Source organism: Sphingobacterium sp. 18053, from assembly GCF_902706145.1.
Classification (GTDB): Bacteria; Bacteroidota; Bacteroidia; order Sphingobacteriales; family Sphingobacteriaceae; genus Sphingobacterium; species Sphingobacterium paramultivorum.
In genome coordinates, this window is the sequence record NZ_CACSJW010000052.1 from 1 (window position 1) to 412 (window position 412).

A 412-nucleotide genomic window follows, 5' to 3' on the forward strand; every position below is an offset into this window, starting at 1 on the left:
GATTATTATCTCCGGTGAAATTGATGTCAGCGTTGGGCCGATGGTGGCTTTTGTTTCAGTGTGCCTGGCGTTTTTGCTGCAATTTGAAGTTCCGCTGGCGATTGCTTGTCTGCTGGTGTTGCTGTTAGGTGCGCTGATGGGAACGCTCGCCGGGGTGCTGCGCGGCGTGTTTAACGTGCCAAGTTTTGTTGCCACGCTGGGTTTATGGAGCGCCCTGCGCGGAATGGGGCTGTTTATGACGAACGCCTTGCCAGTGCCAATTAACGAAAACGAAGTGCTGGACTGGCTGGGCGGACAATTTCTCGGTGTGCCGGTATCCGCGCTGATCATGATGGTGTTATTTGCGCTGTTTGTGTTCATTAGCCGCAAAACCGCCTTCGGGCGCTCGGTTTTTGCTGTTGGCGGTAATGCC

1 protein-coding gene is annotated in these 412 nt (G+C 54.4%); it reads left to right on the top strand.

Going from position 1 to position 412, the window contains the following annotated elements:
- Positions 1-412, top strand: a 412-nt coding sequence (locus GVK91_RS27240; RefSeq protein ID WP_369073915.1) for an ABC transporter permease, incomplete at both ends; no start/stop codon positions are given.